The sequence below is a fragment of the Calothrix sp. 336/3 genome (assembly GCF_000734895.2).
Lineage (GTDB): Bacteria > Cyanobacteriota > Cyanobacteriia > Cyanobacteriales > Nostocaceae > 336-3.
In genome coordinates this window covers 2,200,284-2,222,316 of the sequence record NZ_CP011382.1, presented here as the reverse complement: position 1 = coordinate 2,222,316, position 22,033 = coordinate 2,200,284, and the positions used below count along the sequence as shown (strand labels likewise).

The following is a 22,033-nucleotide window of genomic DNA, read 5'->3' as shown; positions in this document are numbered from 1 at the left end:
GACAAGGGGGAGGGGGGAGATTGGGGAGATAAGAAGGAGGGGGAGAATATTTTTTTGGTTACTTAATTGGGAGAAAAGGGAAGTATAGAAATAGAAAATGTAGGGGGTGATCGCGAGAGGTGTTAGGTTGGTGGATAAGCAATCATTTAAATCGTTTAAAAGTCATGAGGATTTGGCGATATTTCAGTTGGCATTTGATGCTGCGATGAAAATTTTTGAATTGTCACGTAGCTTTCCAAACGAGGAAAAATATTCTTTAACAGACCCTTCGGGTTCTGTGTGTGCTAACTTAGCAGAAGCTTGGAGAAAACGCAGATATCGAGCAGCTTTTATTGCTAAGCTCAGCGATTGTGAGTCAGAAGCCGCAGAAACTCAAGTTTGGATTAAATTCGCCGTGAGTTGCTCCTATTTAGACATAACAGTCGCTAGAGACTTATATAGCAATTACAGCCGCATCCTCAAAGGCTTAGTTAATATGATAAACCACCCAGAAGAATGGACTCTCACACAAAAATAATCTCCTCCCTGTCCCCCCTTGTCCCCCTTATCCCCCTTGTCCCCCCTCTCCCCCTTGTCCCCCCTCTCCCATTGCCCTAAATGCTTGCTCAAAATCCTCTTTAATATCATCAATATGCTCAATTCCTACCGATACTCGCACCAAATCTGGTGTCACACCAGCAGAAAGCTGTTCGCTATCACTTAATTGCTGATGGGTTGTGGAAGCGGGATGAATGACAAGAGTTTTGGCATCACCAACATTTGCTAAATGACTCGCCAATTTTACCTGATTAATAAAAGCTCGCCCTGCTTCTAATCCACCTTTGATACCAAAGTTGAGGACTCCTCCAAAGCCATTACGGAGATATTTTTTTGCCCTTTCATGATAGGGATGATTGGGAAGTCCGGGATAATTTACCCATGCGACTTGGGGTTGCTGCTCTAGCCACCGAGCCAATTCTAAAGCATTACTCGCGTGACGCTCTACACGCAGTGACAGAGTTTCCAATCCTTGCAGTAACAGAAAAGCGTTAAATGGACTCAATGTAGCTCCAAAATCCCGTAACCCTTCTACACGCGCACGAATAATAAATGCTATGTTCCCAAATTGACTACCAACACCAAATACTTCTTGGAAATTTAGCCCGTGATAACCGGGTGATGGTTCGGTAAACAGAGGGAATTTCCCATTACCCCAATCGAATTTACCAGAATCGACAATTACACCACCAATTGATGTACCATGTCCGCCAATCCACTTAGTTGCAGATTCTACGACAATATCTGCGCCATATTCAATCGGTCGAGCTAGATATCCACCCGCACCAAAGGTATTATCGACTATTAAAGGAATGCCGTTTTCGTGAGCAATATGACCTAGAGCCGCAAAATCTGGAATGTTAAATTGGGGATTACCAATGGTTTCAACATACAGTGCTTTTGTGCGATCGTCGATCGCCTGTCTAAAAGCTTCCGGTTCATCACCATCAACAAACTTAACATTGATGCCCAAACGCGGCAGTGAAACTTTGAACTGGTTATAAGTTCCCCCATACAGAAAACTCGTGGAAACAATATTATCTCCAGCTTGGGCGATCGTACTTAATGCTAAAAATTGCGCTGCTTGACCGCTAGAAGTTGCTAATGCTGCCACACCTCCCTCTAAGGCTGCAATCCGCTTTTCAAATACATCTGTTGTCGGATTCATGATGCGGGTATAAATATTGCCAAATTCTTGTAGGGCAAACAACCGCGCTCCATGGTCGGCATCATTAAATACGTAGGAACTTGTCTGATAAATTGGCACAGCACGAGCATTTGTTCCCGGAGCGGGTTCTTGTCCGGCATGAACTTGGAGAGTTTCAAAGCGGTAGTTTTCCGACATAGGCTGTTATTTGATAATAAGTAAGAGGTGAAAACAAAAGGTAAATTCTATACTGGTTGATGGACTATGAGTTTATGAAATTAAACTAAACAACAATAAATCTATCGGTTTATAGTATTTTAATGCGAAACAGCATTTTCTGGTGTCCAGTAATATTCCACATTTGGTTGACCGTTAAATTCATTAATTGAAAATCCAGCAATTTTAAAGCCATGTCGCTCTTGACACACTCACCGACCTTGAAGGTCGGGGATTCTAGATTCAAACAGCAATAGCAGGCATAGCCTGTCTGACATCGCCTAGCCTAATGGTTGATGCCCCAACCATTTCAATATTCTTTGCAGCATTTTCATCCCTGCCATTAACAATTTGACAGGAAGGACAACGCCACTCTCGCACCGACAAATCCAAATTTTCCAAAACATGCCCACAATTGCTGCAAGTTTTGCTTGATGGATACCATTGGTCGATAAATACAACCAACTTTTTCTTTTTCTTCGCTACCCATTCCAGAATTTCTAGAAATTCCCCAAATGCTAAGTCAGATATTTTTCTTCCCCAAAGACGCTGCATTCCTTTCAAATTCAAAGTCTCAAAACATAAAATATCAAACTTATCAGTCAGTTGGTGGGCTAATTTCCAAAACCAATCGCGTCTGCGGTTAGAAACATCTTCGTACCTGCGTACAAGATTTTTTCTTGCCGATTCTCGGTTCGATGACCCTTTCTTACAAACTTTGCCGGAGAGAGCATCTCCCCGGCAAGTTTGCGCTTTTAACTTCTTGGAATGCTGCCTACTCGCTTTTGTAATGGCATTTAAGGATTGCTTGAAAAACTGGGGTGACTCAACTTGCGTACCGTCGGAACATGAGAGAAAAGTCTTTAAACCAAAATCAAATCCCGCTATTTTACCTGTCGTCGATCCGATTTCTTGTTTACTTCCATCATCTACAACCACAACTAAAAATAATTCTCCCAGTGGTGTGCGTTTGATAGTTAGGGTTTTAACTTTTCCTTCAATTTCTCTCGATTTCCAAAATTGATAGACTCTATTGGCGATTTTAACCCGATTATCGCCTAAGAATTTATACCCAGCTTGTTTGAGAGTGAATGATTTATACTTTTTGACTTTTTTAAATCCCGGTGGTTTGACTCCCTTATTGTGACGTTGAAAAAATAGTTGGTAGGCTTTTTCAATGCGTTGACAAATATCTTGTACCGCTTGAGAACCCACTGATTGCCAGAAAGGTTTGCGGTTGCGTAGTTTAGCTATATGAGACTGAAGTTTTGCACAACTCAAATGTTTACCCCATCTGCGGTAGTAGCGTCGATGTAGGGCAATGCAATGGTTATAGATTATCCCAGCAGCATTAATGGTCTGCTTGAGATAACGATTGCGTTTATGGTTGTACAGCTTAAACTTCAGCGTTTTCATGGACTCAATTATAGTATATTTAGTCGCATTAGACGTTCGAGCGTTCCTTTGAAGAATATTCTTTCCCAGACATTTCATCTGAATAAAAAGCCGTCCTTCTAGGACGGGGCTTTAAACCCAGATTTTCGGTAATAACTTTCATGCTGAACAAATTACAAACAACTTAAAAACATCTCTTTTCTCTGTCTCCCCACCCCAGTCCATCCAAAAATCCTATAAATAAGGCTCTAATTCCGCATCCCATTTTTGATATCCTGCACGCAGCAGTTTAAATGTATCAATATGTTCGACTTGCAAATCAATCTCTTCCTTATCATCAGTCGCTAGATTAAACAGAAATTCTTGCTCTCCAATTTTCACATACTTCCAATCTCCACTTCGCACCGCACCTTGCAACACTTTTGGGGGTAAAACTGGTGTGTCAATTCCCTTGTAACGCCAGAATAAAGTTCGGTGATCAATTGATTTTTCTCCTGTAATTACAGGAAGTAAATTTTCTCCATCGAGGGGATAATTTGGGTCAGTATTTGTCTGTGTTGCAGCTAGAATAGTTGCGGTAATGTCGTGGGTAATTATTACTTGCTTGCTAACCTGATTAGGAGGAATTACCCCATTCCAACGAATAAAAGTCGGAACTCTGATTCCACCTTCATAGACATAGCCTTTTTTCCCCTTAAATTCACCCAAGTTGGAGAACTTTTCACCACCATTATCACTAGCAAAAATGACTATGGTATTATCTGCAATTCCTGCGTCATCTAATGCCTGCAATACTCTACCAACACCATCATCTAAACTCTTCACCACTGCTGCATAGGATTCTGCTGTTCCCGTATTTATCCAGTTTGGTAAAGCATCTTTACCAATCAAAGCATTACTCAATTCCACATCATCGGGACCTTCCCAGGGCCAATGGGGTGCTGTATGATGCAAGCTGAGGTAAAAGGGCTGATTGCGATCGCGTTTGATAAACTCAACAGCGCGATCGGTAAAAATATCTGTAATATATCCTGCTTGTTCTACAGGAACTTCCGCTTCCCACAGGTCGGGTTTTCCATTAGTGTCAACATGACGAAAATAATCGATCGCACCACTGAAATTACCAAAAAATTCATCAAAACCACTCCGCAAAGGACTATATTTCGGCAGATAGCCACAATGCCATTTACCAACTAAAGCAGTCTCATAACCATTGGCTTTCAACAGAGAAGCGATCGTTGGATGTTCTGGAGGTAATCCCACTTTGTCCCCAATTTGCTGCACCCCCAATAAAGGTTCTTGATTGCCAATTGGTAATCTTCCCGGATAGCGACCTGTAAAAAAAGCAACTCGTGTCGGTGTGCAAACAGGAGAGGAAGAATAAGCTTGACTAAATCTCACTCCTTCCCGAGCTAATCGATCTAAATGAGGTGTTTGATAGTTTTGCTGTCCGTCAATACTCAAGTCTCCCCAGCCTAAATCATCAGCCAAAATGAACACCACGTTAGGACGCTGGGAAATAGCAGGATTGGTATAAACCATATATTTGTCGGAAACCCCGATAAATTGATAGATTTACAGTAGTTTTTCTATAAAGTGGAGTATCGCATATATAGAGTAAATAAAGCAAGTGCTTGTAATGTAGATAAGTTGTTGCTTGACTTTGAATTTCAATGTGTGTAGGTACTCATGCTTCCTCACCATTAAGCAGGTACACTTTTGCTACCTTATCAACTAGACGTTTACCAATTTCTGCATCGGGTTCAAGCTGTAGAAGTTCGGTATCAACAAATTCGTAGGGTTTTGTCCAGTCAATCACGAAATAGGCTTGGAAAAGTTGACAAAATATCTGTGTATTACAATAATGCTTGTATTATGTAGTTTATTGTTTATATTCTTCTAAAGTCCCTAATTTCCGCATTTCTGGCCAGATATAAGCAGCCGCGATCGCAACTACAATTGTGCCGATACCCCCACCGACAACGGCAACCACAGGACCCAAAAATGCCGCAGCTAAACCTGATTCAAAGCCCCCTAATTCGTTCGACGCGCTAATAAATACACTGTTAATTGCCGCAACGCGACCGCGTAAATTGTCGGGAGTGCGAATTTGTACCAAGGTATGGCGAATAACTACGCTAATGGCATCTAAAGCACCGCTCAAAGCCAGCATCAGCAATGACAGCCAATACCACCGGGACAAGCCAAATATAATTGTCACCACTCCAAAGCCAATCACCGACCATAACAGGGCTTTACCAGCTTTACGCAATGGTGGCAAATATGCCAAACTCACCGCCATAATCAAAGCTCCGATGGAAGGTGCAGCTTGCAAACATCCTAATTCAAAGGGTCCTACCCGCAAAATATCCTTAGCAAAGATGGGTAATAAAGCTACCGCACCCCCCAATAATACGGCAAACATATCTAAACTAATTGCCGCTAAAATTAGTTGGTTTTTCCAAACAAATGTCGCCCCTGCAACCAGTGCTTTCAAGGAAATTGGTTCTTTGGAAGGGGTAAATTTTGGCTCGGAAATCGTTGCCATTAAAATCAAACACAGGAATCCGGCAAATCCAGCCAGCAAATATACACCTGTCGCACCTTTGAGAACTGCGATCGCGAATCCTCCTAAAGCGGGACCCACTACAGAGGCAATCTGAAAGCTACTACTATTCCAAGTTGCGGCGTTGGTAAACACTTCAACTGGTATTAACTGAAACATCAAGGCATCGCTAGCAGGTTTGAGGAATGCTTTGGCAATACCTGTTAATACCAGAATCGTATAAATTAAAACTACTGCATTGGGAGCGCGAGTATAGGAAATTATTGCTAAACCCAAGGAGCAGAGCGCGAATATCAACATCGCAAACAGCATAATTGGTTTACGGTGATACTTATCTGCGACATGACCAGCAACTAAAGTTAGTAAAATTGCTGGCAATACCTGTGCTAATCCAATCCCACCCAAAACCAAAGCCGAACCCGTGCGATCGTACAATTCCCAACCCAGTGCTACAGTTTGCATTTGCGAACTCGTAAATAGGAGGGTGCGACCGATGGTAAATAATCGATAATCCCGAAATCTTAAGGCTGCAAAGGCATCTTGTTGTGTAGCCTCAGCCTCACGGAGCTTTTTTAACTTCTGATCGTTCAAAGACATTTTTGAGTAGAGTTAACCCTTTTTCAATTTGTGCTATTTCCTTTGCCGTCAAACCATCTAATAAGTCTGTAATGTGGGTGCGAGTTTGTGCCTGAGTTTCCTCTAAATGTTGTTTTCCTTCATCCGTGAGACTTAAAACCACTTTTCGCCTTTCTTGAGGATGATCTGTGCGTTGGACAAAGTTACGTTGTACTAATCGCTCGGTGGTTGTGGATGCTGTAGCACAAGTTACACCAAGATGCTCCGCAAGGTCGGATAGGGAAGCTCCCGGATTGCGTTTGAGAAATGCCAGCGATCGCAATTGGGGAACAGATAAGGATGTGGCGCTATTTTCCCGCATATCCGCTCGAATAAACCGCATCACCAAGGGAATGGTGTCCATTACTCGATTGGCACATTCTTGAGATGGTTTATCCGATTTCATGGGCTGGTTTTTCTCCTAATTACATCGCCACCCGTGGATAAAGTTTGCCACAGATGAAGGTCAAGCCTATTAATGTTAGCAAGAGAATTGTACAATCCAAAGTAAAGCCGTAGAGGCTGATCCCATTTAGCAGCATTTTACCCCGCAAAGCATCAACCTGATAAGTTAAAGGGTTGATATGGGAAATCAACTTTAACCATCCCGGCATTAGGGAAATCGGATAGATAGCATTGCTAGCAAAAAAGAAGGGCATGGTAATTAATTGTCCAATTCCTGTCATTCGTTCCCGTGTTTTCACTAGACAACCAATAATTAAGGAAAATACGCAAAAACAAGCAGCTCCCAGCATCACAATCAGCAATACTTGCAGAAAAGCTAAGGGGTTAAGATTAAGTTTGACACCTAAGAAAAATGCTAATCCGTAAATAATAAATACTTGGGAAATACACCGTACCCCACAAGCTAGGGCTTTACCCAAAACCATGGCTGTGCGTGGTGTAGGACTTGCCAAAAACTTATGTACAACCCCTAAATCTCTTTCCCAAATCAAGGTCATCCCCCCGGTAAAAATTGCCACGAACAGGACACTTTGAGCAAGAATCCCCGCCGACATAAAATCTAAGTAGGGTAAATCTCCCGTAGGGATAGCGCGAGTTTTGGTAAATACCTGTCCAAAAATCAACAACCATAAAGCAGGTTGGACGCTTCTGACTACTAAATCGGTGGGATCATGGCGCAGTTTACGCACTTCCAACTCGGCAATTACCAAGGTTTTACTAATCAATTCCCTAATTGCAGAGATAAAATTTGGTTTCCCCTTGGCGTTGGGATTAACCCAACCGTTGAGCATTACGTCTGGTTCTGGCAGTTTCACGGTAACTAACTCCTGATGTTAATTGGTCGCCTGTATAGTGGATAAAGACATCATCTAAAGTTGCATTTGCTTGTTCTAACGATGCTTTTAGCTCTTGGGGTATACCAGTAATAACTTCCCTACCGCGCTGCATAATTGTCACGCGATCGCATAAATTATCGGCTTCTTCTAAAAAGTGTGTAGTTAAAAATATCGTCGTACCGAATTCTGCGCGTAATTGCTCTACCAATTGCCAAACCTGAGCGCGAGCGATGGGATCGAGTCCTACAGTTGGCTCATCCAAAAACAAAATCTGCGGTTCGTGCAGAATCGATTGGGCAATTTCCAGTTTGCGAATCATCCCCCCGGAATAATTGCGAACCAGGCGATCGCGTACATCGAGCAAACCCATAAATGCGAGGATTTCCCGAATACATCGCTCCCGTCGTCTCCGAGGAATATCGTACAACTTCGCGAAAATTAAGAGATTTTCGTAACCCGTAAGATAGCCATCTGCCGATAATGCTTGTGGTACATAACCAAAAACTCTTCTCACAACACCAGCTTGATGGGTGACATCATAACCTGCCAGCATTGCTTTCCCAGCACTCAATGGTAGCAAGGTTGTCAGCATTTTGATGACCGTACTCTTACCTGCACCATTTGGTCCCAGCAAACCAAAAACTTCACCCTGTTTCACAAAAATATCTAGGGAATCAACCGCAACAAACTTGTCAAAACGGCGTGTCAATCCCTGTGTTGACAAAATTATTGGTATTTCCGCGCTGTTATCCGGTTCCAACTTTTCTAATTGTTTTTTAAGTGTGGTCACGATTTCTATGCAACCCTTATGTTTAGATAATCTAATTATTAGTTTTTCATGAAAATGTGTCAAGTCAGTAGTCAGTGATCGTATCTAGCAAAAAAAACACCGAAATGCAGTCATGTAAAAGCTTTCAGACGAGTATTAATAATTGTGAAAATTGTAATAGATTTAACCGAGTGAGAATGGGGCTTGATTTTTCGCCATAGCCTGTGAAATCATATAGACAAACAACCTACGGTAATTCGGTAAAGATACCGTGTTATTTCTGCGGTATCTTTATTATTTATTGAGATTTTCTGGTTTTTCCCGAAATTCATCCCTTGTCAATACCCCGTCAAGCTTGATCTCAGCAAGACTTCCTCGTCTCCCTTCCCCTGCCTTTCATATTGCAGTGACAAAGTACGATTTATCGATAGATTTATCGTAATATCCTACCTAGTATTTACTTCTAAGAGTAGAGTCGTTATGTTAACTAAGTTTCCTTCTGTAAATCTGCTAAGTAATTTTTCTCATTGGTTGCGAAGATTTAAACAAGCGAAAATTCGTGCTTTTGCTTTACTAATTGCGGTTGGGTTTAGTTTTACCTTGGCACTTTCGGCTTGTTCGCAAAATTTCACCGATAATTCAGCCACTACACCAGAAGGAAATCCCAGTCCTACTTCCCAAGTAGACGGAAAAGTTGTTCGCATCGGTTATCAGAAAGCGGCAACAATTCTGTTTGCACTCAAAGCCAACAAGAATTTGGAAAATGCTCTGGCAAGTTCGGGTACTTCGGTGGTTTGGAATGAGTTTCCGGCAGGTCCACCGTTATTAGAAGCGATAAACTCAGGAAGTGTTGATTTTGGTTATACGGGAGAAGCACCACCAGTGTTTGCTCAAGCTGCGGGTACACCTCTGCTGTACGTTGCTTACGATCCATTAAGCACTCAAGCTGAAGCGATCGTCGTTCACAAAGATTCACCGATTAAAACTGTAGCCGACCTCAAGGGTAAAAAAGTTGCCTTTGCCAAAGGTTCCAATACCAATTATCTGGTAGTGAAAGCCTTAGAAAAAGCTGGACTCAAGTATAGTGACATCACCCCAGTATTTCTCACACCTGCCGATGGACGTGCTGCTTTTGAAGGTAAAAATGTTGATGCTTGGGCAGTATGGGACCCTTATTTAGCCGCAGCTGAGAAAGCTTTAGGTGCCAGAATTCTCACCGATGCAACAGGAGTTGCTCCCAATCGTGGGTATTATCTTGCAGCCAAGTCTTTTGTAGATAATAATCCCGGAGGATTGAAAACAGTTCTGGATGAAGTCAAGAAAACTAGCGACTGGGCTAAAGGTAATCCCACTGAAGTAGCAAAGTTACTTTCTCCAGTATTGGGTATAGATGCTGCGGTGTTGGAGACAGCAGAAAAACGCCGCGATCATGGAGCCTTGCCTCTCACTGATGAAGTAATTACCAAGCAACAAGAAGTTGCCGATGCATTCTACAAAATTCAATTGATTCCCAAGCAAGTTAATGTGAAGGATATCGTTTGGCAAGGGAAATAGGGGAGACAAGGGGGATAGGGGAGACAAGGGGGATAGGGGAGATAAGGGGGATAGGGGAGATAAGGGGGATAGGGGAGACAAGGGGGATAGGGGAGATAAGGGAAATAGGGGAGATAAGGGGGATAGGGGGAAGTATTACTCAAGAGAGCTTTAAGGCTGTAATGCTCTTTGGCTAAGAAGTATATTTTTTTATATCAGATTTCTCGGCTGTCACAGTACGAGAATTCTTGCTTTAAATTGAGTTAGGATTTTTTAAAATACGATAAATTGATAGACTTGCAGTGGTATGATTGAAGAAGTTTCCTAGCTTTATCTCCAAAAGCCTATTTCCAAAGCCTTATTTCCTGATAATTTTCGCAATCACAAGCTTCTTTTCGCGCTTCTAATACTGTTACTAGCTGTTATTTCCAGAATTCACAATCTATTTGCACAATCAATTTAGTAGAGTGACAACGTGAATATCGATATAACCACTCAAATCAATACCCAACAGATTAAAACGGATGTCCTTGTCATTGGTGGCGGAACTGCTGGAACAATGGCAGCAATCAAAGCTAAACAAGTCAATCCCAGTTGTGAGGTATTGATTCTCGAAAAAGCGAATATTCGTCGCAGTGGTGCGATCGCCATGGGAATGGATGGAGTTAATACAGCAGTGATTCCCGGATATTCGACACCAGAGCAATATGTACGGGAAGTCACCATTGCCAATGATGGCATTCTCCACCAAAAAGCCGTCTACCAAACCGCACTATTAGGTTATGAAACCATCCAAGAATTGGAAAGTTGGGGTGTAAAGTTCCAGAAAGACCCCCAAGGAAATTATGATGTTAAGCAAGTGCATCGAGTTGGTAAATATGTACTGCCGATGCCGGAAGGAAAAGACCTCAAAACCATTCTTACCCGACAAGTTAAACGCCACAAAGTCCAAGTAACCAATCGTGTGATGGCAACCAGGGTGATGGTAAAAGATGGGAGAGCGATCGGTGCAGTTGGCTTCGATGTGCGGGGTGGGGATTTTGTTGTTATTCAAGCCAAAGCAGTAATTCTCTGTACGGGAGCTTGTGGAAGATTGGGATTACCAGCCTCTGGGTATCTTTACGGAACCTACGAGAACCCTACAAACGCAGGGGATGGCTATTCAATGGCATACCATGCAGGAGCGGAACTGACGAACATTGAAAGCTTCCAAATCAATCCCCTGATTAAAGATTACAATGGTCCAGCCTGTGCCTATGTTGCTGGTCCATTTGGTGCATACACTGCCAACGCAGAAGGATATCGCTTTATCAATTGCGATTATTGGAGCGGTCAAATGATGCTGGAGATTTGGAAAGAATTAAACTCTGGTAATGGACCAATTCAATTAAAAATGAATCATCTAGATGAAGATACTATCTCCGAAATTGAATCGATTTTATGGTCAAATGAGCGACCAAGTAGGGAACGTTTTCACGAGGGTAGGAGCGAAGATTACCGTACCCACGGGATTGAAATGAACATTTCCGAAATTGGTTTGTGTAGCGGACATAGTGCTTCTGGGGTGTGGGTAAATGAAAAAGCAGAAACTACAGTACAGGGGTTATATGCAGCCGGAGATATGGCAAGTGTACCCCACAATTATATGATTGGGGCATTTGTTTTTGGTCGTTTGGCTGGGATTAATGCTGTTGAATATATTCACAATTTAGAGCATTTAGAGCCAGATACAGAATTTTTAGAAACAGAAAAAGCTCGTATTTATGCACCCTTAAATCAGCCTCATGGTATACCCCACACTCAAGTCGAATACAAGTTGCGACGTTTAGTTAATGACTATTTACAGCCACCAAAATCCAGCCACAAAATGGATATTGGAATCAATCATTTTGTTCGCTACCACGAGACTTTAGCGCAAATGGGAGCCAGGGATGCTCACGAATTGATGCGTTGTATGGAAGTACATTTTATTCGTGATTGTGCGGAAATGGCAGCACGAGCATCTCTGTATCGCCAGGAAAGTCGTTGGGGTTTATATCACTATCGTCTTGATTATCCAGAGAAAAATAATCAGGAATGGTTCTGTCATGTAAATTTGCAAAAAAAATCTCAAGGAGAAATGGTTTTATTTAAGCGTTCTGTAGAACCTTATGTAGTGGAGGTAGATTTAGGTAGAGAAATTTATGACGTAACAACACGCTAGAATTTGGACTATTGATATGAGTAGAAAAATATAATTTAAAAACATAATAGGGAATCTCTGAGTAACAAATGAACTTTACTATCCCAAGGAAACAAGATGCTAGAGTTATACAGTTATTATCGCTCCACAGCTTCCTACAGAGTCAGAATTGCATTAGCATTAAAAAAGATTCCCTATAAATATAAAAGTGTTTATAAATTACGAAAGAATGACCCTGAGTTCACAGAAGAATACAGTAAAATTAACCCACAAAAATTAGTACCAACACTAATTGATGGAAATGCTCATATAGGTCAATCTTTAGCCATAATTGAATATTTAGAGGAATGTTATCCTCAGCCATCACTTTTACCAAATGATGCCTTATCGCGTGCTTATGTGCGTCAAATTGCACAACTCATAGCCTGCGATATTCATCCTTTAAATGTCATGAGAATTCGCAGATATTTTAACTCAAATATGAGCCTGAATTTTGCACAGAAAATGGCTTGGTATCGTCACTGGATAAGCGAAGGTTTGCAAGCTTTAGAAAAAATTCTGAGTCATAGTAAATTACGCGGTAGTTTTTGCTGTGGAGATGAGCCAACTATCGCAGATGCTTTTCTGGTTCCCCAAGTTTATAATGCCGAGCGATTTCAATGTCCCCTCGAACCCTATCCAATTATTTGTCAAATCAATCAATTATGTATGGAGCAACCCGCATTCATTGCTGCACAACCCCATTTACAACCAGATGCTTCAGAATATAGTTCCACCGATGAGTATTAAGATTAATAAAAAAATCATTTTAAGGAAAATTTATGGCTTTGATTACGCAAAGAGTCGATGTTCCAGTTATTGTAGACGAATCGAAATGCTTGGAAAAATGTGTAGCTTGCATTGAAGTTTGCCCGTTAGATGTTTTAGCAAAAAACCCCGAAACAGGTAAAGCCTATATGAAATACGATGAATGTTGGTTTTGTTTACCTTGTGAAAAAGAATGTCCGACAAACGCAATTACTGTGCAAATTCCTTTTTTATTACGGTAGTAAAAATGACTTACTTAGTGGAGTCGCTAAACCATCAATGCTAACCATATTTTTTTGCTGACGATATTCTTTAAGCCCGACTTCACCTTTTTTCTGTGCCCATTTGACTAAACTTTCCCTCTGTCCTTTATATTCATAAAGTGGTACACCTAAACCACAGGAGGTTTGCACTCTTTCGATATCCGCTACTATAATTTGCCGCCCTCCAGGAATGTTTGGAAACAATGGATATAAAGTTTCCCACTCTGGTGAACTAGGAATAACCGTGTATCCTTTACCATAGAGACGGAGAATAATAGGGGGTTCTTGAAACGCGCAAAACATAAAAGTAATTCGACCATTTTCTTGCAGATGAGCTGAGGTTTCGTTACCACTACCTGTCACATCCAAATATCCTACACGATGAGGAGAAAGAATACGAAAACCTCCTAGACCTTTAGGAGAAAGGTTAACGTGACCAGTGGAACTTAATGGTGCAGAACCTACAAAAAAAAGATGTTGAGCTTTAATAAATTCTTGCAGTTCTTCTGTAATTGAATCAAAAAGTTTAGCCATAGATTGTTGCTTTACGTTATGTATTTTAGTTGACTCTTCTATGGTACAAGCAATTTTGGAAGTAGGTTTCAATCAACTTGGCTTGAAAAATTTGGTTTGCTTTACCTAACAACTAACCGCGCGTCACAAAGAGTAATGGAGAAAGTTGGATTGAAATATGAGCGAGATATGATTTACGGCAACTTACCCCACCTAGCTTGAAAAAGCAGGGGAACTGGGAGACAAGGGGGACAAGGGGGACAAGGGGGACAAGGAGGACAAGGGAGAAATAATTAATGTCCAATTCCGATTTTCATCTGTCCTGGTGTACGCAGTACTCTACGAGAAGGCTACGCCTACATGATGGCTACTTTACCGTATTACAAAATAATTTAAATCTATGTCTATAAATACAGATTCTGAATTAAATCAATGGTTAGAAATGTTGCGCTCCTCTGACGTAAACGAGCGCTTAGTAGCCGTCAAAACTCTACAACATTTGGGCGAAGAAGAAGCCGTTGATGCGCTAATGATTGCGCTGGAGGATGAAAGTAAAATTGTACAGAAAATTGCTGTGACTGCGCTGTGGGAAATAGCGAATCCCATTGCGATTCCGGCTTTATTAAAAGCCCTCGCATCTCCAGATGTGGAAATTAGGAATGAAGCATTATCAGCTTTGGGTGAATTAATCGCTCCAGAACATTTACCTATACTATTAGATGTTTTGTCACAGGAAGATTTAAATCAAAGCACAAACCCAAATATCAACTTACAGCTAAATATTCTGATTCTCCTTCGCAAAATTCACGACATTCAATCCTTACCCGCAGTATTGAGCTTTTTGAATTCTCCCCATCCCCAACTTCGAGAAGCAGCAATTACAACCCTTAGCTACCTCAATCAGGTGAAAATATGCCCTTCTGCATTAGCTCTCATTGGTGATAAAAACGAATTAGTGCGTCGTGCTGCGGCTTTAACTTTAGGACATTTAGCAGATACGGAAATAATTGATTTATTGAGTAATGCATTAATTAAAGATACGGATTGGCAAGTTCGGAGAAATGCTGCCAAATCCTTGGTAATTCACGCCAATAAAAAAGCAATTCCATCAGTTATTATTGCGATTACAGATACCCATTGGCAGGTACGTAAATTTGCCTTACAGTTTGTCCATAAAGTGCCAGATATTCGCTGCTTACCTTTAGTAATCGGAGCTTTAGTTGACGAATATGCGGATGTCAGAAAAGCGTCGGTAATTGCTCTGACTAATTGGGTGAATTCAGACACTACTCCCCAGGTTAAAAATGCCCTCCAACAAGCATTAGACGACCCCGATCGAGAAGTGAGCATCTATGCAGAAAGGGCGATCGCCAAACTTAAACTTCACCAAATAAATAATGTCTAGTCACCAATCTCCCTTTCAATCTCCCCAATCCCAACCTTCCCCTCCCGATTCCCCAAATCCAATTCGTCAGCAGGAAGTTACCCAACTACTCAAACAAGTCATCGAACCGACTTTAAAAAACGATATTATCAGCTTGGGAATGGTACGAAATTTACGTATCGTTGATGACTATGTTTACCTACGTCTTTATGTCGGTTCCCACCAACATCAATTACAAACAGAAATTCAAACCGCACTATCTCCCCTTTCCTGGTGCAAAAAAACTTATATCCAACTTTGTACAATTCCGGGAGTAAAAATTGCGATCGCAGTTTCTAGCGGAAAAGGTGGTGTCGGGAAATCCACAACTTCCGTCAACCTCGCAGCAGCTTTACAACTTACAGGAGCAAAAGTCGGACTTTTAGATGCCGATGTTTATGGTCCCAATGTACCCCAAATGTTAGGTTTGGGAAAATCAGAGGTGCAAGTCATCGATACTCCCCAGGGTAAAAGATTTCTACCCCTTGAATCTTACGGTATCAAAGTTATGTCCGTAGGTTTACTAGCCGAACCCAACCATCCACTCGCATGGCGTGGTCCTGTTTTACACAAAATTATTACCCAATTTATCAATGAAGTGGAATGGGGAGAACTAGATTATTTATTGATTGACCTTCCTCCCGGTACTGGGGATGCCCAAATTACAATCGTACAAGAAAGTCCAATTTGTGGGGTGATATTAGTAACAACTCCCCAGCAAGTTGCCGTTTCTGATGTTCGTCGCAGTGTTCATATGTTTCGCCAAGTAGGGGTTCCGGTTCTCGGTATTATCGAAAATATGAGCTATTTCATTTATCAAAATGGTGAGCAAACTTCTATTTTTGGTTCCGGTGGTGGTCAAAAACTCGCGGAAGAACTTCAAGCTCCGTTGCTGGGACAAATACCAATCGATCCCCGTATTTGTGCTGGCGGAGATTTAGGAGAACCGTTGACATTTTCCGAACCCAATTCCCCTGTTGGTGAAATATTTAGGCAAATTGCTGGGGCAATAAATAAGACTTTTTTGTCTGATTTTTTCTATTAAGTTACAGATAAATTGGTACCCGAAATATTGCGGTGGCGTAGCAAGGCTAAACTACTAACTCTAATATAATTTCTTGGGACAAGGGGGATGAGGGGGATGAGGGGGACAAGGGGGACAAGGGGGACAAGGGGGACAAGGAGGACAAGGAGGACAAGGAGGATGAGGGGGAGATATCCCTCAAATTAACCTTGACAGTGTAGTAGTGATATAAGGTCTAAGAAAAATATCTCTTGCTTTTCCTGACGATTTATGTGATTCTTTTATATACAAACAACTAAATATCGAGCGAGATACCGTAGATTTTGGTTGGGATGAAAAATTTAGTCATCACAAGCGGCGTTCTGTCTATATTTGCGGCTTCAGCATTTGCAACTATCGAAGCTTGGGCAGAATCGAAGGTGTTTGTGAAAGAAAGAGAATTTAATCGCTGAAGGAGTGAACGATGGCAGAAAAATTACAAGGAAAAGTAGCGATTGTGACAGGAGCTTCTTCGGGAATTGGAGAAGCAACCGCGATCGCCCTAGCTGCGGAAGGAGCTTTAGTTGCAATTGCAGCAAGACGTACAGACCGTCTTGATGGAGTTGCCAAACATATTGAAGGCAGAGGTGGCAAGGTATTATCTATTACTACTGATATTACGGACGAAACCCAAGTTGGTGATTTAATCGAAAAGACGAACGCCGAGTTTGGACAGGTAGACATTCTCGTCAATAATGCGGGGATTGGTGTATTGGGTGCGATCGATACAGGAAATCCCGCAGATTGGCGAAAGGCGATCGATGTAAATGTTTTGGGGGTTTTGTATGCAACCCACGCGGTTTTACCCATTCTCAAAGCCCAAAAATCGGGACATATCGTTAATATCTCATCCGTAGCAGGACGAACGGCAAGAGCGGGTGTGGGAGTTTACAACGCCACCAAGTGGGGTGTGAATGCTTTATCAGAAGCATTGCGTCAGGAAGTATACCAAGACAACATCCGCGTCACCATCATCGAACCTGGTTTAGTAGATACAGAATTCAGTAATTTGATTTCCGATCCAGTTGCTAAAGAACGTAGTGAAGAGCGACGCAAGAGAATTACACCCCTCAAAAGCGAAGATATCGCCAACGCGATCATTTACGCACTTACACAACCTCCCCATGTGAATGTCAATGAAATTCTAATTCGACCGACAGCCCAAGATAATTAGTACCTGAATTAGAAGTATATAGATTTTTCCAGATTTTTCCCATTTCCGATAGGACTAATCGGACTAAGTTGTTAATCTTCAACTCCCATTAGATTCCCGATATCTCGATAATTTGGGAAATTAGAGTATTCCAAGTAAAAAAATACCCAATTGTCATTGCGAATGAAGCGAAGCGGAATGAAGCAATCTCATAGTCTCCAAGTCCTTGCGATTGCTTCGTCGTTCCTCCAACCTTCGGTTCGTAAACTACGCAATGACGGATTTTGGATCATTTATTTGTTGGAACACTCTTAGGGAATCCCATTTTTCCAAAGCTTGCTCACCAGAAAATAGTTGCGATCGCCAGATAGATTAGGAAATTCACTCATCATCAAATATTTATATGGGGGGTTTCTAATCTCTATCGAAGAATATGTGTTTGGTTAAAATTAGGTAATTAAAGGCAAAAACCTTAAACTCATAGTTAACTAAAGATGACAGAAACAGCGATCGCCAATTTACCTATTAATAGCTACCATGCCCATGTTTATTACGATACTAGTACTCGCGAGATTGCTGCCCATATCCGTGAGGAATTAGGTGCTAAATTCGAGGTACAGCTTGGACGTTGGCGAGATGAACCCGTTGGACCACACCCCAAATCGATGTATCAAGTTGCATTTGCCAGCGATCGCTTTGCAGAGATTGTCCCTTGGTTAATGCTCAATCGTCAGGGTTTGGATATATTAGTGCATCCTAATACTGGTGACGCTCTTGCTGACCATACTGCCCATTCTCTCTGGTTGGGGAGTAAATTGGAATTGAATCTTGAGGTTTTAAAAACAGGTTAATTATTTGGTAGCTGGGAACTTTTGAATTTCCATTGCATATATGCTTCATAGGAAGGGAAAAACTGGACTATTCCATCCATACCTTCCGGTCGTCCTTTGAGAAAACCTTCCAAATAAGCCGAATCTTGCATTTTTGGTAAAAAACCAGCATCGCGATCGCGACAACCTTGTTGATAACGAATTTCTCTTAAACGATTTAGCATACCCAAACCCCTCTATAAATATAAGTATCTTGTAGTGAAGTCTCTGTCCTTCTCTAATATCACTGTATGGTCTGTTAACGATAAGAGCAAACACTTCTTGCTGTTAAATTAATAAATATAGGTTATTGAAGCTAATTATTTTGATAAGAAGTGCGCTAGATTAACCACATCGAGAAAATATATTTAATATTTATCTCAAGTGGGGGTTGATAAAATATCCAATCTTGATTTTAATAGTAAAAAATACCGTAGTAAAAATTCGGCAGCCCGCCACCAAATAAAAGTCAATAAAGTACAGTTGACGAGTAGGAAATAGCGATTAAAACTTCAATCTTGCTATTTTTTGATATTCTCCGAATCGTTGCCCAGAAATTCCACAAATCAACGAATACTTAACCAATCATTACAGGTGCAAAATGCCCACACAAAACACAGTATCCGGTTGGGAGCAACTATTAGAAATTGCTCGTAAAAATACCGATGCTCGTCGTATCCGTAGACCAGGACAGCATCCTTCGACCGCACCAATACCCAGCAGTAATCACAACCTTCTACCCGATACCAAACCACCAGTTCTGCTATATCGCGATACAAATTCTTGGTGTCCTTTTTGTGAGCGAGTGTGGTTTGCTCTAGAAGAAAAACAAATACCTTTTGAAACAGAGTTTATAGACCTGAGTAATAAACCCAAATGGTATACTGATTTAGTCCCTACCGCCAAAGTTCCGGGTGCAAAAATCAACGGTCAATTAGTCTACGAATCCAAAGATATTCTCTTAGCATTGGAGGAAAAATTCGGACAAACCCTACTTCCAGAAGACCCTGACGAAAATGCGATCGCCCGACAATGGATTGAAGAAGCAGAAACAAATGGGTTACGAGATATTGCTTATCAATTCCTCAGACAACCACCGGAAGAACCCCATGAATTAGCTAAACTACAGGCAGAATTTGAAGCTAAGTTAGAGGAACTAGAACAACTTCTCGCAAAATATCCTGGTTCCTATTTCCTCTCAACATTTAGCCTCGTGGATATTATGTATAGTCCCCATCTCGACCGCTTGGCAGCTAATTTACCCGTATACCGTGGTTATCATCTCAAAGGTAATCCTCGCTATCCACGCATTAACACTTGGTTTACTGCTTTGAACGAGCGTCCAGCTTATCACCGTGTCAAATCTGATGATATCACCAATAATTTACTCTTACGTCGTCGTTGGGGTGTTCAACCGACAGGAAATCTACTACCCCCAGACCCTATATATACTGATTCACTCCAATTTCGAGCCGAAGCAGCAGAAAGATTGAGTGATAATCGAGAAGTTGCAATTGGTGATATTCTCAAAAACTCTGGAGTTCAAGCTCTGGTTAAAGATGGAGACATTTCACCAATTCAATCTGCAATTGATTTTCACTTGCGATTACTCGCAAACTATCTGATTCATGGTGATGAAACAGCTTTACCCTGGGGACGGGTTGGAGGTCAAGATAATGCAGACCCGACATTCTCAGCAGTAGGAGCAATTACACTCAGCTATGTGAGAAATAGAATTTGCGCTCCTCGCGATATGAGTGCAGGTGCTGCAACAGCATTTCGCGCTGCTGTGGATAAGGTATTAAGAGCTATTTATTAGATAATTCCTAAAGCGGCTTTTGCATCATTAATTGTCACCATCAGAGTCATAGGTGCAACAGGTGAAGTAGTAAAGCCGCATTTTTCATAGATATTGATTGACAAAAATTATGAGTTATTACAACCAATCTCAATTTGAGATTCGGTGCGAATGGGGACAAAAAGGGGTCGAGAAATTAGCGAAAATTAGCGATGTAATTATTATCGTAGATATTTTATCTTTTTCGACTTGCGTGGAAATTGCCAATAGTCGAAATGCGATTATTTTCCCTTGCGATCGCTCCCAAGAATTTGCATCAGAATTTGCCCATTCTGTAAATGCAGAACTGGCGAAAAAAAGAGGAGATAGGGGTTATTCACTATCTCCTACATCTCTGATGAAAATATCAAAACATACCAGACTTGTGTTACCTTCACCAAATGGTTCTTCTCTGAGTTTGGGAACTGGCAAAACTCCTACTTTGGCTGGATGTTTGCGAAATTGTCGAACTGTGGCTTTAGCAGCGATGAAATACGGAAATCGCGTTGCTGTGATTCCAGCAGGAGAAAAATGGGAAGATGGAAGTCTTCGTCCTGGGTTTGAGGACTCTATAGGTGCGGGAGCAATTATTAATCATCTCCAAGGTAGTTTGTCACCGGATGCTCGAGCTGCTTTAGCTGCTTTTCGTGATGCTCAACCCCATCTCCAAGAGGTAATTAAACAATGCGGTTCCGGTATAGAACTAATCGAAAAGGGATTTGAGCAAGATGTTGATTTAGCCGCAGAATTAGATGTCAGTGACTGTGTTCCTACATTAATTTCGACATTAGGACATAAAGCCTATATCAACAAGCCCGATTAATCTTCCTATATGAGTATATTGGTGCGATCGCAACTATATCTCTCCCCCTCTCCCTTATCCCCCTCGTCTCCCTCATCCTAACTAAGAATAAAAAACCAAAGTCCTCAACTCAATACTCTCGCGAGGAGAAGCATTTGCCAAACTCGTAGGGTCATTAAAACCAGTATGAGCAGCAAATCTGGCTGTTCCATCTGTGGCAGAATCAAAGCATTTGATTAATAATGCCTCGTCTGGTTGCATTTGCGGAAAATAAAACCATTCATGTGTCGGATTGTACGTCACAGCATAGGTTTCACCCACGCGATCGCGATACACCAAATCGCCTGCAACTAAGTCTGTTGGGGCGATACTGCGAGCATCGCATACCGTGAGTGGGGATTCTTCCACTGGTGTAATTGGTCGCCAAATATTAATTATGGCAAACCTTTGTTGCAACAGTTCATTAATGTGATCTATTCCTCTGGCTGCCAATTCTTTACAAGCGCGAGTATAGCCAGATTTGGCAGTAAAGTCATTATGTACCCGCTTAACTGGTTCTTTAATCGAGGTGTCACCTGCTTGCAAGCGTTGAGCATTACGGAGCGTGTGGTCAAAAATAACTACTTGAGTTCCACCCGTGACATCTTTTAATAGTTGCTCGGCTTCAGGATAATATACACGCTGTATCTCGTCTTCGTCATAAAAATTGCTGACATGACTGGGATAGCGAATAAAGGCAAACCCTTCTATATCAACAGAAAAATTTTGCGATATCTGGCGAGCATTTTTAATCGGTAATCTACGGTTTTCATACTTACCGTTATGTCGGGGAATTCCTGGTGGTGGTTCGTAGGTATAGTTAACTGGCTTTTCTACCATCGGAATTAGGTAGCTCAGTTCTGCTTCCACATGAGGAAGTGGCTGGGAAATTGGACTGTCTAAAACTTGAGTTTCTAGACTCATATATGACATCCTTGTTTTTGCGTTTTTGCAAAGTTTTGCCAATAATTGCGATACTCCCTCTGGGAGTGGCTGCCGCCAT

23 protein-coding genes are annotated in these 22,033 nt (G+C 41.5%); 12 read left to right on the top strand and 11 right to left on the bottom strand.

Annotation, left to right across the window (positions count from 1 at the left end; all coding sequences use genetic code 11):
• The first annotated feature begins 130 nt into the window (after positions 1-130).
• Positions 131-517 carry a four helix bundle protein gene (locus IJ00_RS09200; protein WP_035158744.1) on the top strand — a complete coding sequence of 129 codons (387 nt, stop codon included), beginning with the start codon at positions 131-133 and terminating at the stop codon, positions 515-517.
• Positions 518-544: 27 nt separating this feature from the next.
• On the opposite strand, the gene IJ00_RS09195 is transcribed toward IJ00_RS09200, so the two are convergent.
• The 8 genes from IJ00_RS09195 to IJ00_RS09165 all read right to left on the bottom strand — a co-directional run bounded on the left by IJ00_RS09195 (position 545) and on the right by IJ00_RS09165 (position 8,537).
• Positions 545-1,882, bottom strand: coding sequence for an O-acetylhomoserine aminocarboxypropyltransferase/cysteine synthase family protein (locus tag IJ00_RS09195; protein WP_035152313.1), 1,338 nt, complete (start codon positions 1,880-1,882; stop codon positions 545-547).
• Between the two features lie 261 nt (positions 1,883-2,143).
• Positions 2,144-3,316, bottom strand: a complete 1,173-nt coding sequence (locus IJ00_RS09190) for an RNA-guided endonuclease TnpB family protein (protein ID WP_035152311.1) — start codon at positions 3,314-3,316, stop codon at positions 2,144-2,146.
• Between the two features lie 213 nt (positions 3,317-3,529).
• Positions 3,530-4,837 carry a sulfatase-like hydrolase/transferase gene (locus tag IJ00_RS09185; RefSeq protein WP_035152309.1) on the bottom strand — a complete coding sequence of 436 codons (1,308 nt, stop codon included), beginning with the start codon at positions 4,835-4,837 and terminating at the stop codon, positions 3,530-3,532.
• Positions 4,838-4,982: 145 nt separating this feature from the next.
• Positions 4,983-5,114 carry a hypothetical protein gene (locus tag IJ00_RS29905; protein ID WP_256388856.1) on the bottom strand — a complete coding sequence of 44 codons (132 nt, stop codon included), beginning with the start codon at positions 5,112-5,114 and terminating at the stop codon, positions 4,983-4,985.
• Positions 5,115-5,177: 63 nt separating this feature from the next.
• Positions 5,178-6,458 (bottom strand): MFS transporter, encoded by a 1,281-nt coding sequence (locus tag IJ00_RS09180; RefSeq protein ID WP_035152307.1) that lies wholly within the window; start codon positions 6,456-6,458, stop codon positions 5,178-5,180.
• Positions 6,421-6,882, bottom strand: coding sequence for a MarR family winged helix-turn-helix transcriptional regulator (locus IJ00_RS09175; protein ID WP_035152306.1), 462 nt, complete (start codon positions 6,880-6,882; stop codon positions 6,421-6,423). Before IJ00_RS09175 ends, IJ00_RS09180 begins: the two co-directional genes overlap by 38 nt.
• Before the next feature lie 19 nt (positions 6,883-6,901).
• Positions 6,902-7,756: an ABC transporter permease gene (locus tag IJ00_RS09170; protein WP_144416018.1), complete on the bottom strand. Its 855-nt coding sequence runs from the start codon at positions 7,754-7,756 to the stop codon at positions 6,902-6,904.
• The gene (locus IJ00_RS09165) at positions 7,713-8,537 is read right to left on the bottom strand and encodes an ATP-binding cassette domain-containing protein (RefSeq protein ID WP_035158742.1); all 825 of its coding nucleotides are present in this window, start codon (positions 8,535-8,537) and stop codon (positions 7,713-7,715) included. The genes IJ00_RS09170 and IJ00_RS09165 overlap by 44 nt, the downstream gene beginning before the upstream one ends.
• A 489-nt stretch (positions 8,538-9,026) precedes the next feature.
• On the opposite strand from IJ00_RS09165, the gene IJ00_RS09160 reads away from it, so the two are divergent.
• The 5 genes from IJ00_RS09160 (at position 9,027) to IJ00_RS09140 (ending at position 13,310) form a co-directional block, all read left to right on the top strand.
• Positions 9,027-10,100, top strand: a complete 1,074-nt coding sequence (locus IJ00_RS09160; RefSeq protein WP_035152303.1) for a sulfonate ABC transporter substrate-binding protein — start codon at positions 9,027-9,029, stop codon at positions 10,098-10,100.
• Complete coding sequence (locus tag IJ00_RS09155; protein ID WP_035152302.1) at positions 10,085-10,276, top strand: hypothetical protein; 192 nt, start codon at positions 10,085-10,087, stop codon at positions 10,274-10,276. Before IJ00_RS09160 ends, IJ00_RS09155 begins: the two co-directional genes overlap by 16 nt.
• Before the next feature lie 290 nt (positions 10,277-10,566).
• Positions 10,567-12,282 carry a fumarate reductase/succinate dehydrogenase flavoprotein subunit gene (locus IJ00_RS09150; protein WP_201782699.1) on the top strand — a complete coding sequence of 572 codons (1,716 nt, stop codon included), beginning with the start codon at positions 10,567-10,569 and terminating at the stop codon, positions 12,280-12,282.
• 96 nt (positions 12,283-12,378) lie between these two features.
• On the top strand, positions 12,379-13,050 hold the full coding sequence (gene maiA, locus IJ00_RS09145) for a maleylacetoacetate isomerase (protein ID WP_035152300.1): 672 nt from the start codon (positions 12,379-12,381) through the stop codon (positions 13,048-13,050).
• A gap of 32 nt (positions 13,051-13,082) precedes the next feature.
• Positions 13,083-13,310 (top strand): ferredoxin family protein, encoded by a 228-nt coding sequence (locus tag IJ00_RS09140; protein ID WP_035152298.1) that lies wholly within the window; start codon positions 13,083-13,085, stop codon positions 13,308-13,310.
• On the opposite strand, the gene IJ00_RS09135 is transcribed toward IJ00_RS09140, so the two are convergent.
• Positions 13,302-13,865, bottom strand: coding sequence for a pyridoxamine 5'-phosphate oxidase family protein (locus IJ00_RS09135; RefSeq protein WP_035152294.1), 564 nt, complete (start codon positions 13,863-13,865; stop codon positions 13,302-13,304). The two genes, IJ00_RS09140 and IJ00_RS09135, sit on opposite strands and share 9 nt — an antisense overlap.
• Before the next feature lie 379 nt (positions 13,866-14,244).
• On the opposite strand from IJ00_RS09135, the gene IJ00_RS09130 reads away from it, so the two are divergent.
• From IJ00_RS09130 to IJ00_RS09115, 4 genes are all read left to right on the top strand, one after another.
• Positions 14,245-15,249: a HEAT repeat domain-containing protein gene (locus IJ00_RS09130; protein WP_035152290.1), complete on the top strand. Its 1,005-nt coding sequence runs from the start codon at positions 14,245-14,247 to the stop codon at positions 15,247-15,249.
• Positions 15,242-16,312 (top strand): Mrp/NBP35 family ATP-binding protein, encoded by a 1,071-nt coding sequence (locus IJ00_RS09125; RefSeq protein WP_035152288.1) that lies wholly within the window; start codon positions 15,242-15,244, stop codon positions 16,310-16,312. Before IJ00_RS09130 ends, IJ00_RS09125 begins: the two co-directional genes overlap by 8 nt.
• Before the next feature lie 442 nt (positions 16,313-16,754).
• Entirely contained in the window at positions 16,755-17,504 is a 750-nt protein-coding gene (locus IJ00_RS09120) for an SDR family oxidoreductase (RefSeq protein WP_035152285.1), read from the top strand.
• 473 nt (positions 17,505-17,977) lie between these two features.
• Entirely contained in the window at positions 17,978-18,334 is a 357-nt protein-coding gene (locus IJ00_RS09115) for a DOPA 4,5-dioxygenase family protein (protein ID WP_035152282.1), read from the top strand.
• Here the strand turns inward: IJ00_RS09115 and IJ00_RS09110 are convergent.
• On the bottom strand, positions 18,331-18,537 hold the full coding sequence (locus IJ00_RS09110; RefSeq protein ID WP_035152279.1) for a hypothetical protein: 207 nt from the start codon (positions 18,535-18,537) through the stop codon (positions 18,331-18,333). The genes IJ00_RS09115 and IJ00_RS09110 overlap by 4 nt on opposite strands.
• 416 nt (positions 18,538-18,953) lie before the next feature.
• On the opposite strand from IJ00_RS09110, the gene IJ00_RS09105 reads away from it, so the two are divergent.
• Both IJ00_RS09105 and IJ00_RS09100 read left to right on the top strand, forming a co-directional pair.
• Positions 18,954-20,171 carry a glutathione S-transferase family protein gene (locus IJ00_RS09105; RefSeq protein ID WP_035152276.1) on the top strand — a complete coding sequence of 406 codons (1,218 nt, stop codon included), beginning with the start codon at positions 18,954-18,956 and terminating at the stop codon, positions 20,169-20,171.
• Between the two features lie 109 nt (positions 20,172-20,280).
• Positions 20,281-21,012 (top strand): 2-phosphosulfolactate phosphatase, encoded by a 732-nt coding sequence (locus IJ00_RS09100; RefSeq protein ID WP_035152274.1) that lies wholly within the window; start codon positions 20,281-20,283, stop codon positions 21,010-21,012.
• Between the two features lie 81 nt (positions 21,013-21,093).
• Here the strand turns inward: IJ00_RS09100 and IJ00_RS09095 are convergent, their stop codons facing one another.
• Positions 21,094-21,954, bottom strand: coding sequence for a CmcJ/NvfI family oxidoreductase (locus tag IJ00_RS09095; RefSeq protein ID WP_035152270.1), 861 nt, complete (start codon positions 21,952-21,954; stop codon positions 21,094-21,096).
• Positions 21,955-22,033 lie beyond the last annotated feature (79 nt).